The sequence below is a fragment of the Aquitalea sp. FJL05 genome, from assembly GCF_003852595.1.
In the GTDB taxonomy this organism is placed as follows: Bacteria; Pseudomonadota; Gammaproteobacteria; order Burkholderiales; family Chromobacteriaceae; genus Aquitalea; species Aquitalea aquatilis.
This window is the reverse complement of record NZ_QAJS01000016.1, coordinates 1-14,830: the sequence shown is the minus strand read 5'-3', so window position 1 is coordinate 14,830 and position 14,830 is coordinate 1. Positions and strand designations below refer to the sequence as shown.

At 61.5% G+C, this 14,830-nt stretch carries 14 protein-coding genes; 10 read left to right on the top strand and 4 right to left on the bottom strand.

Translation table 11 applies throughout. The features are described from left to right. The first annotated feature begins 104 nt into the window (after positions 1-104). The 3 genes from fabI (at position 105) to DBR44_RS13915 (ending at position 3,031) form a co-directional block, all read left to right on the top strand. Complete coding sequence (gene fabI / locus DBR44_RS13925; RefSeq protein WP_124644636.1) at positions 105-881, top strand: enoyl-ACP reductase FabI; 777 nt, start codon at positions 105-107, stop codon at positions 879-881. A gap of 66 nt (positions 882-947) precedes the next feature. Beyond that, complete coding sequence (locus DBR44_RS13920; RefSeq protein ID WP_124644635.1) at positions 948-1,877, top strand: phosphate acetyltransferase; 930 nt, start codon at positions 948-950, stop codon at positions 1,875-1,877. Beyond that, a complete protein-coding gene (locus DBR44_RS13915; RefSeq protein WP_124644634.1) occupies positions 1,874-3,031 on the top strand; it encodes an acetate/propionate family kinase in 1,158 nt (385 codons plus the stop codon). The genes DBR44_RS13920 and DBR44_RS13915 overlap by 4 nt, the downstream gene beginning before the upstream one ends. 112 nt (positions 3,032-3,143) lie before the next feature. Here the strand turns inward: DBR44_RS13915 and rpsT are convergent, their stop codons facing one another. After that, positions 3,144-3,407 (bottom strand): 30S ribosomal protein S20, encoded by a 264-nt coding sequence (gene rpsT, locus DBR44_RS13910; RefSeq protein WP_045847229.1) that lies wholly within the window; start codon positions 3,405-3,407, stop codon positions 3,144-3,146. Between the two features lie 123 nt (positions 3,408-3,530). Between rpsT and murJ the strand changes: the two genes are divergently transcribed. Next, positions 3,531-5,066 carry a murein biosynthesis integral membrane protein MurJ gene (gene murJ / locus DBR44_RS13905; protein ID WP_124644633.1) on the top strand — a complete coding sequence of 512 codons (1,536 nt, stop codon included), beginning with the start codon at positions 3,531-3,533 and terminating at the stop codon, positions 5,064-5,066. 21 nt (positions 5,067-5,087) lie between these two features. Beyond that, entirely contained in the window at positions 5,088-5,927 is an 840-nt protein-coding gene (gene queF, locus DBR44_RS13900; RefSeq protein WP_124644632.1) for an NADPH-dependent 7-cyano-7-deazaguanine reductase QueF, read from the top strand. Between the two features lie 69 nt (positions 5,928-5,996). Here the strand turns inward: queF and DBR44_RS13895 are convergent, their stop codons facing one another. Further along, positions 5,997-6,677, bottom strand: coding sequence for a pseudouridine synthase (locus DBR44_RS13895; RefSeq protein ID WP_124644631.1), 681 nt, complete (start codon positions 6,675-6,677; stop codon positions 5,997-5,999). 185 nt (positions 6,678-6,862) lie between these two features. Here DBR44_RS13895 and DBR44_RS13890 point away from each other — a divergent pair, with 185 nt between their 5' ends. Continuing rightward, complete coding sequence (locus DBR44_RS13890; RefSeq protein WP_124644630.1) at positions 6,863-7,573, top strand: alanyl-tRNA editing protein; 711 nt, start codon at positions 6,863-6,865, stop codon at positions 7,571-7,573. A 69-nt stretch (positions 7,574-7,642) separates the two neighbouring features. On the opposite strand, the gene parE is transcribed toward DBR44_RS13890, so the two are convergent. Both parE and DBR44_RS13880 read right to left on the bottom strand, forming a co-directional pair. Next, positions 7,643-9,607: a DNA topoisomerase IV subunit B gene (gene parE / locus DBR44_RS13885; RefSeq protein ID WP_124644629.1), complete on the bottom strand. Its 1,965-nt coding sequence runs from the start codon at positions 9,605-9,607 to the stop codon at positions 7,643-7,645. 153 nt (positions 9,608-9,760) lie between these two features. Continuing rightward, positions 9,761-10,309 (bottom strand): RNA pyrophosphohydrolase, encoded by a 549-nt coding sequence (locus DBR44_RS13880; protein ID WP_103524099.1) that lies wholly within the window; start codon positions 10,307-10,309, stop codon positions 9,761-9,763. Positions 10,310-10,507: 198 nt separating this feature from the next. On the opposite strand from DBR44_RS13880, the gene DBR44_RS19960 reads away from it, so the two are divergent. The 4 genes from DBR44_RS19960 (at position 10,508) to pssA (ending at position 14,802) form a co-directional block, all read left to right on the top strand. Continuing rightward, positions 10,508-10,642 (top strand): hypothetical protein, encoded by a 135-nt coding sequence (locus tag DBR44_RS19960; protein WP_255424589.1) that lies wholly within the window; start codon positions 10,508-10,510, stop codon positions 10,640-10,642. A gap of 60 nt (positions 10,643-10,702) precedes the next feature. Further along, on the top strand, positions 10,703-12,031 hold the full coding sequence (locus DBR44_RS13875) for a glutamine synthetase family protein (protein ID WP_124644628.1): 1,329 nt from the start codon (positions 10,703-10,705) through the stop codon (positions 12,029-12,031). A 10-nt stretch (positions 12,032-12,041) separates the two neighbouring features. Continuing rightward, positions 12,042-13,358, top strand: coding sequence for an FAD-binding oxidoreductase (locus DBR44_RS13870; protein WP_124644627.1), 1,317 nt, complete (start codon positions 12,042-12,044; stop codon positions 13,356-13,358). A gap of 103 nt (positions 13,359-13,461) precedes the next feature. Then, positions 13,462-14,802 carry a CDP-diacylglycerol--serine O-phosphatidyltransferase gene (pssA, locus tag DBR44_RS13865; RefSeq protein WP_124644626.1) on the top strand — a complete coding sequence of 447 codons (1,341 nt, stop codon included), beginning with the start codon at positions 13,462-13,464 and terminating at the stop codon, positions 14,800-14,802. The last annotated feature ends 28 nt before the right edge of the window (positions 14,803-14,830 follow it).

Below are 14,830 nucleotides of genomic sequence, written 5' to 3'. Positions count from 1 at the left end.
CCGACTGTCGCCGCAATACAAAAATGCTGTTTTCACGCACTCGCAACATCGCGCTGCCAGGATGACATCGACCTACTCTAAAAATGGTTTTACCAGAGGATTATATGGATAGCATCCGCAATATCATCAATGGCAAAAAAGGCCTGATTGTTGGCATCGCCAACGAAAACAGCATCGCCTACGGCTGCGCCAGCGTACTGCGCGAACTGGGGGCCGAAGTCGCCGTCACCTACCTGAACGCCAAGGCGGAAAAATACGTGCGCCCGCTGGCCGACAAGCTGGAAGCCCCGCTGGTCATGCCGCTGGACGTGGAACAGCCGGGCCAGATGCAACAGGTGTTCAGCGCCATCGAACAGCAATGGGGCAAGCTGGACTTCGTCATTCACTCCATCGCCTTCTGCCCGATGGACGATCTGCATGGCCGTGTCGTTGATTGCTCGCGCGACGGTTTCCAGCAAGCCATGCATGTTTCCTGCTACTCCTTCGTGGAAATGGCCCGCCATGCCGAACCGCTGATGAAAGATGGCGGCTCGCTGATCACCATGAGCTACTACGGTGCCGACAAAGTGGTGGGAAACTACAACATGATGGGCCCGGTGAAGGCCGCGCTGGAGAGCGTGTCGCGCTATATGGCCAGCGAACTCGGCCCCAAGGGCATCCGCGTGCATGCGGTTTCCCCCGGTCCGCTCAAGACCCGCGCCGCCTCCGGCATTGCCCACTTCGACCAACTGATCGACGACGCCATCGCCCGTGCGCCGCAAAACAAGCTGGTGGATATCGAAGACGTGGGCATGACCTGCGCCTTCCTCATTTCCAATGCAGCGCGCAGCCTCACCGGCCAGACCATCTATGTCGATGGCGGCCATCACATCATGGCCTGATGCCACGGCGGCCAGCGCCCGCGCTGGCCAGCCTCCCCTATCCTGCTCGCGCCCCGGAGACCATCCATGACCCGCGATGACAAAGCATTTGACGACATCCTGCAACAAGCGACCGACCAGGGTCCGCTGCCCATGGCCGTGGCCCATCCCTGCAGCCGCGAAGCCTTGCTGGGTGCAGTAGAGGCGGCCGAACACGGCATTGCCACGCCCATTCTGATCGGGCCGCGCAGCCGCCTGAACAAGCTGGCCGAAGAACTGGATGTCGACCTCTCCCGCTATGAAGTAATCGATACCGCGCACAGCCATGCCTCAGCCGAACAGGCAGTCAAGCTGGTGCGTGATGGCTATGCCGACATCCTGATGAAGGGCAGCCTGCATACCGATGAATTCATGACGGAAGTGCTGGCCCGCGACACCGGCATCCGCACCGACCGCCGCATCAGCCATGTTTTCATCATGAAAGTGGAAAGCTACCCGCGTTATCTGTTCATTACCGACGCCGCCATCAGTATCGAGCCCGACCTGATGACCAAGCGCGACATCTGCCAGAACGCCATCGACCTCACCCACGCGCTGGGCATCGCCTGCCCCAAGGTCGCCATTCTGGCGGCGGTGGAAACCATCAACCCCGCCATGCGTGCCACGCTGGACGCCGCCGCGCTGTGCAAGATGGCCGACCGTGGCCAGATCAAGGGCGCACTGCTGGATGGCCCGCTGGCCTTCGACAATGCCATCTCGCACGAAGCCGCCGACACCAAGGGCATCGTGTCGCAAGTGGCTGGCGACCCGGACATCCTGCTGGTGCCTGATCTGGAGTCCGGCAATATGCTGGCCAAGCAGCTAACCTATCTGGCAGCCGCCTCCTCCGCCGGCATCGTGATGGGCGCACGGGTGCCGATTGTGCTGACCAGCCGCGCCGAAGACGCCACCGGTCGCCTGGCTTCGGCCGCCGTGGCCAATGTGCTGGCCCATCGCCGCCGTGGAGTCAGCCAGTGATCAAGGCACTGATCGCCGTCAATGCCGGCTCCTCCACCCTCAAGTTCCGCGCCTATGCCATGGATGGCGGAGCCTTGCTGATGCGCGGCCTGATCGACCACTTCGGCCAACCGCACACCCGCCTCAGCCTGCACGACACCCTGCACCAGCAGCTGGAAGAACGCGAGCTGGGCGATGATAGCCGCGCCGCTGCGGTGGCCGCCATGATCAATACCCTGGCCGACCACGGCATCGCCGTCGCCGCCGTGGTGCATCGCGTGGTGCATGGTGGCAGCCGCTTCCATGACGTCACCCGGCTGGATGAAGACATCTGCCAGGCGCTGGAGGCTTACATTCCGCTGGCCCCGCTACACCAGCCGGTCAGCCTGCAGGTGATCGAAGCGTTTCGCGCGCTCGACCCCGCGCTGCCACAGCTAGCCTGCTTCGACACCGCCTTTCACGCCAGCCAGCCGGAAGTGGCCACCCGTTTCGGCATCGCCCGCCACTGGCACGACGAAGGCGTACGCCGCTACGGCTTTCACGGCCTGTCTTATGCCTCCATCAGCCGCAAGCTGAATGCCCTGGGGCTGGCCGATGCCCGCGTGGTGGTGTGCCATCTGGGCAGCGGCTCCAGCGCCTGCGCCATCCAGCAAGGCCGCAGCGTGGCCTCCAGCATGGGTTTTTCTGCGGTAGACGGCCTGATGATGGGCACGCGCCCGGGTTATCTGGACCCGGAAGTGGTGTTGTACTGGATGGAACACGAAGGCATGGGCGTGGGCGAGGTGCGGCGCGAGTTGTACAAGAACTCCGGCCTGCTGGGGGTGTCCGGCGGCCTGTCCGCCGACATGCGCGAACTGCTGGCCAGCAGCCTGCCGGCCGCACGCGAGGCGGTAGAGCTGTTCTGCTACCGCATCGTGCGCGAGATTGCCTCGCTGGCTGCGGCCATGAAGGGGCTGGACGCCATTATCTTTACCGCTGGCATTGGTGAGCATTCGGCCGAGGTACGTGGCCGCGTGCTGGGTCAGCTGGGCTGGCTGGGCTTTGAAGCCGACCATACTGCCAATCTGGCCCATGCACGGCAATTGACCAGCGCCGGCAGCCACCATCACGCCTATGTGCTGGCTACCGATGAAGAAGGGGAAATGGCCAGCCAGGCCTTTGCCCTGCTGGGCTGAAGCGCTGGTCGTGGCAAGGGCGCAACAAACCCTAAGATGAGCTGGCCAGGAAAACACAAAAGGCCCCGCAGTTGCGGGGCCTTTTTGCGTATTCGTCAGCGCTGGGCTGGGATCAGGCCATGGCCTTGATCTGAGCAGACAGACGGCTCTTATGACGAGCTGCCTTGTTCTTGTGGAACACGCCTTTGTCAGCGATACGGTCGATTACTTTGGTGGAAGCGTGGAACACAACCTTGGCCGCAGCCTTGTCACCACCTTCAATTGCCTTGAGCACTTTCTTTACTGCAGTACGGAACGCAGTACGCAGGCTGGCGTTATGCGCGCGCTGCTTAAGGGCTGTGCGTGCACGCTTGCGAGCTTGTGCGCTGTTAGCCATGAATCTTTCTCCTGATGAGCGGAATCTGAAACCCGCGATTCTAAGCCTTAAACGCAGGTTTTGCAACAATAAACCCGCCAGCGTAAACTAGCCGGCTTGCTCAACCCGCCCTCCCCCCAATAAATGAACCTGCTCAAGGCTCTGGCTGCAGTCAGCAGCATGACCATGGTGTCGCGCATTCTCGGCCTGGTCCGCGACACCCTTATCGCCCGCGTCTTTGGCGCCGGCATGGCGGCAGATGCCTTTAATGCCGCCTTCAAGATTCCCAATATGTTGCGCCGCCTGTTCGCCGAAGGGGCGTTCTCCCAGGCTTTCGTCCCCATCCTGGGCGAATACAAGAATCAGAAAACCGAAGCCGAAACCCGCGAATTCGTCGCCAAGGTGACGGGGGTGCTGGGTTCGGTACTGCTGCTGGTGACCGCCATCGGCATGCTGGCCGCCCCGGCCATCATGTGGATCTCCGCCCCCGGCTTTTATCGCGAACCGGCCAAAGCAGCCTTGTTTGCCGACATCCTCCGCGTGTCGTTTCCTTATATCTTTTTCATTTCGCTGTCGTCGATGACCGGCAGCATCCTCAATAGCTGGGGCAAATTCTCGATTCCGGCCTTCACGCCCACCTTTCTGAATCTCAGCTTCATCGTGTTTGCGCTGTGCTTCACTCACAACTTTCACCCGCCCATCATGGCCATGGCCTGGGCGGTGTTTGTCGGTGGCTTGATTCAGTTGGTGTGGCAGCTGCCCTTTCTCAAGCAGATCGGCATGCTCACCCTGCCCATCTTCGACTTCAAGGACGCTGCGGTATGGCGGGTGATCCGCCAGATGGGCCCGGCCATCTTCGGGGTGTCGGTGGCGCAGATTTCCTTGCTGATCAACTCCACCTTCGCCTCCTTCCTGCCCACCGGCAGCGTGTCGTGGATGTATTACGCCGACCGACTGATGGAATTCCCCTCCGGCGTGCTGGGCGTGGCGCTGGGGACCATCCTGCTGCCCTCGCTGTCCAAGCATGCTGCCAGCAAGTCCGACAGTGAATTCAGCGTGCTGCTGGACTGGGGCATTCGCCTGTCGCTGCTGCTGGCGGTGCCGGCCACGGTTGGGCTGGGCCTGCTGTCCGGTCCGCTGCTGTCCACCTTGTTCATGTATGGCCGCTTTACCGCGCATGATGCGCTGATGTCGCAACAGGCCGTCATCGCCTACTCCCTGGGCCTGCTGGGGCTGATTCTGGTCAAGGTGCTGGCACCGGGCTTCTATGCGCGACAAGACATCAAGACGCCGGTACGCATTGCCCTGATTACCCTGGGCTGCACCCAGCTGATGAACCTGATGTTTGTGTTTTCGCTCAAGCACGCCGGGCTGGCGCTGTCGATTGGCCTGGCCTCCTGCCTGAATGCCGGCCTGCTGCTGTCCACCCTGCTGCGACGCAAGATTTACCAGCCACAGCCGGGCTGGAACAGCTTCCTGACCCGGATGACCCTGGCCATCCTGGCCATGACCGCCGTGCTGCTGGCCCTGCAATGGCTGCTGCCCATCCACTGGGATGGCCACGCCTGGCAGCGCGTGTGCTGGCTGACCCTGCTGGTGGTGGCTGGCGCGCTCACCTACTTCGCCTCGCTGTTTGCACTGGGCTTCCGCCCGCGCCAGTTCATGCGCCGCGAACATTGAACCCTATTGCAAGGAAACACCATGAAACCTCAAGCCATGTCACCGGAACAGTCCCCGCTGGGCAAGACCGTCAGCTATCAGGACGAGTACGACGCCAGCCTGCTGTTTCCCATTCCGCGCAAGATGAAACGCGATGAAATCGGCGTGAACGAACAGGCACTGCCCTTTGCCGGTGTGGATATCTGGACCGGCTTCGAGCTGTCCTGGCTGAATGCACGCGGCAAGCCACAGGTGGGCATAGCCACCTTCCGCATTCCGGCTGACAGTCCCAACCTGATCGAATCCAAGTCGTTCAAGCTCTACCTGAACAGCTATAACCAGACCCGCATCGCCAGCCTGGCCGAGTTGCAGGCCCAACTGGCGCTGGACCTGTCCAATGCCGCCGGCCGCCAGGTATCGGTTAGCGTGCAACTACCGCAGGACTTTGCCGCAGAGTGCATTGCCGAACTGGACGGTGACTATATCGACGAGCAGGACATCGCCGTGGACAACTACGCGCCCTGCCCGGACATCCTGCGCGCCGATAGTGGCAATATCGTCAGCGAGACCCTGTGCAGCAATCTGCTCAAGTCCAACTGTCTGGTAACCGGCCAGCCGGACTGGGGCAGCGTACAGATCAGCTATACCGGCCCCAAGCTGGAACGCGAGGGCCTGCTGCGCTACCTGATCGGCTTCCGCCAGCACAATGAATTCCACGAGCAGTGCGTGGAGCGCATCTTTACCGACATCCTGCGCGCCTGCGCGCCGCAACAGCTGACGGTGTACGCCCGCTACACCCGCCGTGGCGGCCTGGACATCAACCCCTGGCGTAGCAATTGTGCCGAGCCGCCACGGCACAACACCCGCACGGCTCGGCAGTAAGTTGGCCGTCTAAAGTAAAAAAGCCTGCTTGTCGTCCAAGCAGGCTTTTTTGCGGGCAACACCCGGCCATCAAAACGGTACGGGGGCCTCGAATTCCATTTCTTCACGGGTAATCGGGTGGCGCAATACCAGCCGCGAGGCGTGCAGCAGCAGGCGCTCGGCCTTGGCCAGCACTTCCGGCGGCGCGTAAATGTCATCACCCAGAATGGGATGGCCGCTTTCCAGATGCAGCATGTGCATGCGCAACTGGTGGGCGCGGCCGGTTTGCGGGTCCAGTTCCATGCGCGAGGTCTGGCGCAGGGAGTCGCGCAATACCACGCGGTAATGGGTGATGGCTTGCTTGCCCTCGACCAGATCGACCTTCTGCCGCGGCCGGTTGGGCCAATCGATGATCAGCGGCAGGTCGATGGTGCCACTATTGCTTTCCACAATACCGTCCACCACGGCGATATAGCGCTTTTTCACCTTGCGATCCATAAAGGCAATCGACAGTGCGCGCTGCATGGCCGCCCCACGGCCAAACACCATCAGGCCGGAGGTCGCCATATCCAGGCGGTGCACGGTAAGCGCATCCGGATACACTTGCTGCACCCGGCTGACCAGACAATCCTCCTTGCCCTCGCCACGCCCGGGCACCGACAGCAGGCCGGACGGCTTGTCCACCACCACCAGGCAGTCGTCGGCATAAATCACCGCCAGGCCGGTATCCGGCGGCGGGGTGTAGGTTTCCAGATTATGGGCTTGGGTCATGGCAGCACACCGCGCCCAGCCTTGCAGCAGGCGCGCAAAAAACGAAGAACGGGCGATTATCGTATTCCCGGCCCGGCTTCACAAGCTGTCACCCTGCATTTGCCCGGGAATTGCCACTTGAAATGCCTGGCCATTGCCATCACCCTGTCATGCTTACCCTACCCAAGCCCATGCAAGGAGTTGTCATGCCGGAGCGCTTTTATCTCGACCCTTACCAACGCCAGCTGGAAACCACCGTCGTGCGCCATGACGATGCCGGCCTGATATTGGCGGACACCCTGTGCTACCCGCTGGGCGGCGGCCAACCGGGCGATATGGCAAGCCTGACGCTGGCGGATGGCAGCACACTGGCCATCAGCGATACCCGCCGCAACCGCGAAACCCGCGAGATCGCCCACATCACGGCAGCAGACGCCCCACGACTGGCAGCCGGCAGCGCCGTCATCCTGACGCTGGACTGGACACGTCGCCATCGCCACATGCGCATCCATACCGCGCTACACCTGCTGTCTGTGGTGATCAAGGCCGGCGTCACCGGTGGCAATCTGACCGCCGAATCCGGCCGACTGGACTTCGACATCCCGGAGGGCATGGAGCTGGACAAGGGTGCCATCGAAGCCGGCCTGAATGCGCTGGTGGCACAAGACCTGGCGCTATCCGTGCAGATGACCAGCGGCGCAGCGCTCAAGGCCCGGCCAGAACTGATCAAGACCATGTCGGTGACCCCGCCGCTGGAGCTGCCGGAAATCCGCCTGATTGCCATCGATGGTGTCGACCTGCAGCCCTGTGGCGGCACCCATGTGCGCAGCACCGGCGAGATTGGCCGCCTGCTGGTGAAGAAAATCGAGAGCAAGGGCGCGCGCAACAAGCGGGTGGTGATCGCGCTGGCGGACTGAACAGGCTGCATCGACAATGCCAAAGGGGACCCGCAGGTCCCCTTTTTACGTGCCTGGACAGCCGCCGACTCAGATATCGGCTTCCACCTCATTGCCCTTGGCTTCCATCCAGCTGCGACGGCTGGAAGCCTCACCCTTGCCCATCAGCATGACGAAGGTGGACAGGGTATGGGCCAGCTCGCCCGGACGCACCTGCACCCGCGACAAGCGCCGGGTATCGGGATTCATGGTGGTGTCCTTCAGTTGCTCCGGGTTCATCTCGCCCAGACCTTTGAAGCGCGAGATACCCCAGCTGCCCTCACGCACCCCTTCACTACGCAGACGGTCGAGGATGGCATTCAGTTCGCCTTCGTCCAGCGCGTAAATCTTGCGCGGCGGGCGGTTCTTGCCCGAACCCGGCACATCCACCCGGAACAGCGGCGGCTGGGCGATGTAGATATTGCCGTTTTCGATCAGCCGCGGGAAATGGCGGAAGAACAGCGTCAACAACAGCACCTGAATGTGCGAGCCGTCCACGTCGGCATCGGACAGGATGGCGATCTTGCCATAACGCTGGCTGGACAGGTCGGGATGATCTTCCGGCCCGTGCGGGTCCACACCGATGGCCACCGAGATGTCATGGATTTCGGCATTGGAAAACAACTGATCCTTGTCGGTTTCCCAGCTGTTGAGCACCTTGCCGCGCAGGGGCAGGATGGCCTGATATTCCTTGTCGCGGGCCAGCTTGGCCGAACCACCGGCCGAGTCGCCTTCCACCAGGAACAACTCGTTGCGTTCCAGATCTTCGCTTTCGCAATCAGTCAGCTTGCCCGGCAGCACGGCGACGCCCGAGCCTTTTTTCTTTTCTACTTTCTTGACCGACTTCAGCCGTGATTGCGCCTGACGGATGGCCAGCTCGGCAATCTTCTTGCCGGCTTCCACATTCTGGTTCAGCCACAGCTCCACCGGGTCCCGCGCCAGGCTGGAGATCAGCTTGAGCGCATCGCGGCTGGTGAGCTTGTCCTTGGTCTGGCCCTGGAATTGCGGGTCGAGCACGCGGGCCGACAGTACGAAACGCACCCGGCTCCACACGTCCTCCGCCATCAGCTTGACGCCACGCGGCAGCAGATTGTGGTGATCGATAAAGCTCTTCACCGCATCAAACACCCCGGCACGCAGGCCGGCTTCGTGGGTACCACCGGAGGGCGTGGGAATCAGGTTGACGTAGCTCTCGCCGCTGGCACCGTCTTCGAACCAGGCCATCGCCCATTGCACACCCTCGCCCTTGGCAAACTGTTCGTGGTCGTCACCGATATAGGCTTCGGCGGCAAACAGCGGGGCCACCGGCTCGTCGCCATTGCACAGCTCGGCCAGATAGCTTTTCAGGCCCTGCGGGTACTGCCACACCTTGACCTCATCACCACTGGGTTTCTCCACCGTCAGCGTCACCGCAACGCCGGGCAGCAATACCGCCTTGGCACGCAGCAGCCTTTCCAGTTCGGCCAGCGAGTAACGCGGACTTTCGAAATATTTGCCGTCCGGCCATACCCGCACGCGGGTGCCGCTGGTGCGCGAGCCGCAATCGCCGATACGGGCCAGTGGCTCGATCACATCGCCACCGGAAAACACCAGGCGGTGGACGCCGCCTTCGCGTTTGACCTCGACTTCCAGCCGCGTGGACAGCGCATTGGTGACCGATACACCCACACCATGCAGGCCACCGGAGAAGGCATAGGCACCGCCATCCTTCTTGTTGAACTTGCCGCCGGCATGCAGCCGGGTAAAGACCAGCTCCACCACCGGTACGCCTTCCTGCGGATGCAGGCCGACCGGAATGCCACGGCCATCGTCTTCTACCGACAGCGAGCCGTCCTGATGCACGGTGACGGCAATCTTGCGGGCATAGCCGCCCAGCGCCTCGTCGGCTGCGTTATCGATGACTTCCTGACAAATATGCGTGGGGTCGGTGGTACGGGTATACATGCCCGGCCGTTCCTTGACCGGTTCCAGTCCCTTGAGCACCCGTACCGAGGATTCGTCGTACTGTTGAGTCATAGCTTGTTTCGTCGCCTGGTTTGGCCCTGCAGCCAGGGCCAAGCTGAATGATGTCGCCGCCCCGCCACACGGTGGGGCCGGCATGATGCTCAAGCGGCAGCACTGGGCCGCCGCTTGCTTGAAGAATGATGCAGATCGCCCGGCAATGCGGCGTCAGTGATCCTGCAGCTTGTCCGGCAATCCGCACGCTGGCTGGCGCATGCGTTGCAGGAAGCTGTCGTAATTTTCCAGGCCCTTGAGAAAACGCGATAACTCGGTCAGGGCGCGGATATAGACATCGCGCTTGAACTCGATGACCGCATCCACCGGCGCCCAATAGTCATTCCAGCGCCAGCCGTCGAATTCCGGATGGCTGCTGGCTCTCAGGCAGACATCACAATCGCGCCCCGTCAGCCGCAGCAGGAACCAGATCTGTTTCTGCCCCTTGTAACTGCCGCGCCATTCGCGCCTTACCCAGTTGCTGGGCACGTCATAGCGCAGCCAGTCGCGGGTACGCCCCACGATCTTGACATGTTGCGGCAACAGCCCGACCTCCTCCAGAAGCTCGCGGTACATGGCCGCCTCCGGGCTCTCGCCCGGCTTGATGCCTCCTTGCGGAAATTGCCAGGAATGCTCGCGCACCCGCTTGCCCCAGAACACCTCATTTTTACCGTTAATGAGGATGATTCCGACATTGGGGCGATATCCGTCCCGGTCCAGCATGAAAAAAACCTGCAAATCGTCTAGTTGACCGAATTTTTGCACATTTCGTCAGCTCTTGCCATGCGGCTGTCCACCGGAGTGCCCGGCAAATCCACCACAGCATGCGCCAGGCACGTTAAAAAAAATTGACGCCACCGGGTAAAGCCGTTTAAAAATTCAGCGCAGCACTACCCACCCTTCATCAGGATGCCCTGCCTCATGCAAGCACGTCGTACCCCACCAGCCTTCCCCGCCCTGCCTCTGGCAGTGGTGGCGCTGTGCCCGTGGGCCAATCCGACAGCCTTGTCGCTGGGCTTCTTCATCCAGCCTTTCACTGCAGTTGGTCATCGCTAGCGTTGTGCCGTAATACCCGCCAATGGCGGCTCACGACAATGCATAGCACAAGGACCATCCATGCAAGATTCTGCAAATTGGCTGCACAGCCACGGCATTCGCACGGTCGAATGCCTGTTTTCCGACATCACTGGTAGCGCACGCGGCAAGGTGGTACCCAGCGCCAGCCTGCTGGCCACTAGCGAACTGCGCTTTTCCCAGGTGGGCCTGGTACAGAGCGTCAGCGGCCACTGCCTGCAACAGCTGGTGCCCGAACTCGACCCCGACATGCGCCTGCTGCCTGATACCAGCACCCTGCGCCAGCTGCCGTGGAGCCGCGAACCGGCGGCCATGCTGATTCACGACTGTCTGCATGAGGATGGCAGTCTGGTGGAATTCGCTCCGCGCAATGTGCTCAAGCGGGTGCTGGCACGCTATGCCGAACGGGGACTGACGCCGGTCGTTGCGCCGGAAATGGAGTTCTATCTGTTTGCCCGCCGCAACAGTCTGGATGCTGCCCCGCAAGCCCCTGCCTGCTACGGCACGACCAGCGACAGCCTGCGCCAGCCCTATTCACTGGACCGTCTGCACGATCTGGATGCAGTGCTGGGCGATATCCAGCATGGCTGCCAATGCCTGGGCATCGGGGCAGATACCTTGCTGCAAGAGGTAGGTTGTGGCCAGCTGGAAATCAATCTGCAGCATGGCGACGCCATTGCACTGGCCGACCAGGCCTTCCTGTTCAAGCGCATGGTGCGCGAGGCTGCAGCACGCCACAATCTGGAAGCTTGTTTCATGGCCAAACCGCTGGCCGATGATGCCGGCAGCGCCATGCATATCCACCAAAGCCTGGTGTATGCCGACAGCGGCCGCAATGCCTTCTCACAGGATAACGGCCAGCCTGCTCCGCGCTTCGCCCACTATATCGCCGGCCTGCAACATTACCTGCCGGATGCCTTGCTGCTGCTGGCCCCCTACGTCAACTCATTCCGCCGGCTGGCACCCTTTACCGCAGCGCCCATCAATGTGGAATGGGGCTATGACAACCGCACCTGCGGCTTGCGCATTCCCCATGGCGGCCCACAAGCTCGACGGGTGGAAAACCGTTTGCCGGGCGTGGATGCCAACCCCTATCTGGCTTTGGCCACCACCCTGGCCTGCGGCTTGCTTGGCATGCAACAGGAACTGCAGCCCACCGCTCCACTGGATAGCAGCGCTTATGGCCGCCCCTACGCCTTCCCCCGCACCCAGCTGGAAGCGGCGGAGCGACTGGCTGCCAATGCTGAACTGGCAGCCGTACTGGGACCGCAGTTTGTTGCCACCTATTGTCAGCTCAAGCTGAGCGAATGGCAGGAATTCAATCGCCAGGTCAGTCCCTGGGAGTATCGCCATCTGCTAAGCCAGGCTTGAAAGCGCTTGCATGAACCGAGAACACGCACCGCATCTGGCCCAGTTTGATGGCCATCACATCGACTCCTGGCATGCGGCCACTGCGCCACTGCGCGAGCGCTACCCGGTTCTCAACGAAGTCATCCGCTGTGATGTCTGTGTGGTGGGGGCCGGTTTTACCGGCCTGTCCACGGCGCTGAGCCTGGCGGAAAAAGGGTTGTCGGTCACCTTGCTGGAAGGCGCTCTGGTCGGGTTTGGCGCATCAGGTCGCAATGGTGGACATATCCTGCACGGTTTTGCCGCCACCATGGCCGCATTTGAAAAGCAGCTGGGAGGCCGCGGCGCACGGCAATGCTGGGACGCCTCGCTGGAGGGTGTCTCGCTGATTGCCAACCGGATCCATCAGCATCAGATCGACTGCGAGCTGCGCTGGGGCGTCCTCACCACGGTGCGCAACCGCCGGCAACAGCAGTGGGTGCAGGCGCAACAGCGCCAGCTGCAGGCTTATGGCTATCACGACACACAATGGCTGGAAGGACCGGCGCTACGTGAGCACATCGACTCACCGTCCTTCAGTGCGGCACTTTACGACAGCGGCTGCGGTCACCTGCACCCGCTCAAGTATGCGCAGGGACTGGCGCGGGCGGCCTCGCAGGCTGGCGTGAAGTTGTTTGAGCACTCGCCCGTCACCTCCATCGACGAGGACAAGCGTGGCTTGCAGATCGGCACACCACAAGGCTGGGTCAATGCCGACAAAATGGTGCTGGCCTGCAATGTCGATATCGGGCCATTAGAGTCCACACTGCGGCGCTGCATCGTACCGCTGCGCTCGCATATCATTGCCACGGCACCCTTGCCGGCGGAACTCGCCAGCAGCCTGCTTCCGGGTGGGGCCGCCGTCTGTGAAGGCAGCCCCTTGCCGGACTATTTCCGCCTGACAGCGGATCATCGCCTGCTGTTTGGTGGCCTGCCGGGTAGTTCCAGCGCCAGTCCGCAGGCTATGGTGGCCGAGCGCCAGGCGCGCCTGGCCAGCATCTTTCCCCAGTGGAAAAACCGGCAGATTGACTATGCATGGAGTGGGCATGTGGACGTCGGCCCGGCGCGCTTGCCACAGATCGGTCGCCAGGGTCAGCGCATCTACCACGCCCAGGGCTTTGCCGGCCATGGCGTGGCATTAAGCGGCATGGCCGGGCAAATGCTGGCAGAAACCATGGCGGGCGATATCAGCTGCTTCGATGTTTTCAACAAGCTGTATGCACATCCGCTCCCACTGCCGGCTTCACTGGAAGACAGCCTGCTGCGCCTGTCTGTGCTTTACCACCGCCTGCGCGATACCATTGGTTTCTAGCGGCCTACCTGCGGCGAGCAAGCATGCCCCTGCTGGCGACCCCAAAACCCGCAAACGATGCTAGGATGCCTCGATCAACCGTTTTACTCGTGATCGATCCCGCATGGCATTTCTTCTTGACCGGCCTTCATTGCAGCGCCTGCCCCGTTTTCCGCTGAGCGCCGCCGCATTTACCACCCTGTCCAGCGCTACAGCGTTTCGTCATACCTTGCTGGCCGCCATCGCCAGCGCCCGGCAGCGCATTTACCTCACGGCACTCTATCTGGAACAGGATGAGGCCGGTCGTGAAATACTGGCGGCACTGTTTGAGGCCAAACAAGCCAATCCGGCACTGGACGTACGCATCATGGTGGACTGGCACCGCGCACAGCGGGGTCGTATCGGCGAAAACCACGACAGCTGCAATGCTGCCTGGTATCGAGAGGAATGCAGCCGCCACGCCGTCGAACTACCCATTTACGGCGTCCCGGCACAAACCCGCGAATTGTTCGGCGTACTGCACCTGAAAGGTTTCATTGTCGACAGTCAGGTTATCTATAGCGGTGCCAGCCTGAACAATGTCTACCTGCACAAGCAGGACAAATACCGTTTCGACCGCTATCACCTGCTTGAAAATGCCGCACTGGCCGACAGCATGGCCCAGCTGATGTGCCAGCATTTTTTCAATGACGAAGCGGTATTCCGGCTAGACAAACCAGTACCCAGCACCCGCAGCATCCGCAAGGAAATCCGCGCCTTTCGTACCCGGCTGGAAACCATACACTATACCCTGCCGCCAGAGCAGACCTGCCAGCACGGCATGGGTGTCACCCCGGTACTGGGACTGGGCAAGGGCAATGCGCTGAATCGCCTCATCCTGCAATTGATCGCCAAGGCCGAGCAGCGGCTGGTCATTTGCACCCCCTACTTCAACTTTCCCATGGCGGTACTGCGCGCCATCAATCGCGCCCTGCGCCGTGGTGTGGAAGTCACCATCATCGTCGGCGACAAAACCGCCAATGATTTTTTCATTCCCGAATCCGAACCCTTCCGCTTGATTGCAGCACTGCCCTATCTGTATGAAATGAACCTGCGCCGCTTTGCCAAACGTCGCCAGGCACATATCGATGCCGGGAAACTCCACCTGCAGCTATGGAAAGAGGGGGACAACAGCTACCACCTCAAGGGCATGTGGTGTGACCAGCAATACATCTTGCTGACCGGAAACAATATGAATCCGCGCGCATTCAGGCTCGATCTGGAAAACGCCTTGCTGATTCACGATCCGGAACAGCAACTGCAAACGCAAAGCCATACCGAGCAGCAGCACATCCTGCAGCACACCACCCGCGTCGACCATTACCGCCAACTCGACAACGTACGCCATTATCCACTCAAGATACGCACCTTGCTTACCCGTCTCAGCCGCGTTCGCATCGACCGCATGCTGAACCTCATGCTGTAACACGCCATCCCCCGACGCAACAAAGCCG

Coding starts and splice junctions, on each gene's coding strand:
- fabI (WP_124644636.1), top strand. CDS start 105: ATGGATAGCATCCGCAATATCATCAATGGCAAAAAAGGCCTGATTGTT.
- DBR44_RS13920 (WP_124644635.1), top strand. CDS start 948: ATGACCCGCGATGACAAAGCATTTGACGACATCCTGCAACAAGCGACC.
- rpsT (WP_045847229.1), bottom strand. CDS start 3,407: ATGGCTAACAGCGCACAAGCTCGCAAGCGTGCACGCACAGCCCTTAAG.
- murJ (WP_124644633.1), top strand. CDS start 3,531: ATGAACCTGCTCAAGGCTCTGGCTGCAGTCAGCAGCATGACCATGGTG.
- queF (WP_124644632.1), top strand. CDS start 5,088: ATGAAACCTCAAGCCATGTCACCGGAACAGTCCCCGCTGGGCAAGACC.
- DBR44_RS13895 (WP_124644631.1), bottom strand. CDS start 6,677: ATGACCCAAGCCCATAATCTGGAAACCTACACCCCGCCGCCGGATACC.
- DBR44_RS13890 (WP_124644630.1), top strand. CDS start 6,863: ATGCCGGAGCGCTTTTATCTCGACCCTTACCAACGCCAGCTGGAAACC.
- parE (WP_124644629.1), bottom strand. CDS start 9,607: ATGACTCAACAGTACGACGAATCCTCGGTACGGGTGCTCAAGGGACTG.
- DBR44_RS13880 (WP_103524099.1), bottom strand. CDS start 10,309: ATGCTGGACCGGGACGGATATCGCCCCAATGTCGGAATCATCCTCATT.
- DBR44_RS19960 (WP_255424589.1), top strand. CDS start 10,508: ATGCAAGCACGTCGTACCCCACCAGCCTTCCCCGCCCTGCCTCTGGCA.
- DBR44_RS13875 (WP_124644628.1), top strand. CDS start 10,703: ATGCAAGATTCTGCAAATTGGCTGCACAGCCACGGCATTCGCACGGTC.
- DBR44_RS13870 (WP_124644627.1), top strand. CDS start 12,042: ATGAACCGAGAACACGCACCGCATCTGGCCCAGTTTGATGGCCATCAC.
- pssA (WP_124644626.1), top strand. CDS start 13,462: ATGGCATTTCTTCTTGACCGGCCTTCATTGCAGCGCCTGCCCCGTTTT.